The organism is Romboutsia sp. 13368, assembly GCF_018336475.1.
In the GTDB taxonomy this organism is placed as follows: domain Bacteria; phylum Bacillota; class Clostridia; order Peptostreptococcales; family Peptostreptococcaceae; genus Romboutsia.
On record NZ_CP048741.1, the window covers coordinates 1,408,836 to 1,409,985 of the forward strand.

The 1,150-nt window shown below is 25.6% G+C and carries 1 protein-coding gene; it reads right to left on the reverse strand.

Annotation, left to right across the window (positions count from 1 at the left end; genetic code table 11):
* A partial coding sequence (locus G3997_RS05675; RefSeq protein ID WP_296644218.1) for an SIR2 family protein occupies positions 1-1,070 on the reverse strand: 1,070 nt, incomplete at its 3' end.
* Positions 1,071-1,150: the final 80 nt, after the last annotated feature.

Below are 1,150 nucleotides of genomic sequence, written 5' to 3' on the forward strand. Positions count from 1 at the left end.
GCATTTATAAATCTTAATGGATCACTTACAAACTCCTCAAATGAGTTATCAGTAAATATAACTTCTTCTCCTAAAAACCTTTTATATCTCTCTTCTTCCTTTTTCTTTGACTCTTCCCTTTTCCCTTCATAACTATTAAATACCATAAATTTTAGAGGAGATTTTTTTCTGCTAGTTTGAACTCTTTTTATCATATATTTTATATGTATATCTGCATCAGAAAAAGAATATCCGCAAAATATAAGTAAGTCACTTTTTCTTAAAGTCTTTTCTACTTCATTCCAAACTGTTGATACAAATACATTAGTCATATTTTTAAAATAAGTTGGAGGTATTATAATAGGTATTGTAATTTCATCACATGCTAAACATTTAGCTTCATCTATATTATCTAAAAGCCTCATTACACCACCTTCATAAGGTGTTATTGTTAAACTATTATACACTGGACAATACAACCAATTTAAAGAKCCATGTATTTTATAAAGTTTAACAGATGGAGGTTGTGGTTTTTTCCAACTATTTCTGATTTCAAAATTTGTAAAATCAACTCCATAGTCAAGCATTATAGGATTTTTTCGTTTATATAATCTTGCTATAGAATTATCTATATGTATATCATAGTTCGCACTTATAAATGTAGTATCTTTTAATATATCTGCTTTTAGTAAATTATCTATAAGTGACTTATGATAGTAGTTGTTGTTTTTCTCACAGTCATGTAAAGACTTTGCCATAAGTAAAATAAGATATTGTCTTAAAAGACGCATACTATCGCTTTTATTATTAAAAATTTCAAGTCTAAAGTTTTTGAAGGATTCTCTTCTTTGTTCTGCTAAATCTATAAGACCTAATACTTCTTCAAATGTTGGAAATGATATTTTTTCAATATCATCATTTATTGTATCTATGTTAAACATTAATTTAAAAAACTTATGCAATTCTTTATTCATTTCATTTTCATAATCTTCTTTGGTTAATGATTTAAAATAGTCAACAAAAAGCTGATTTTGAATAGGGCAGTGTTCTGCTGCTGATGCTCCTGCACCTAGAAATATTGCTATTTTCATTTTATTACCCTCTTTTATTTAATTTTATATTATATTAAATTATATTCAAATTTTATAGTTATAATTTTATTTTAACCAAA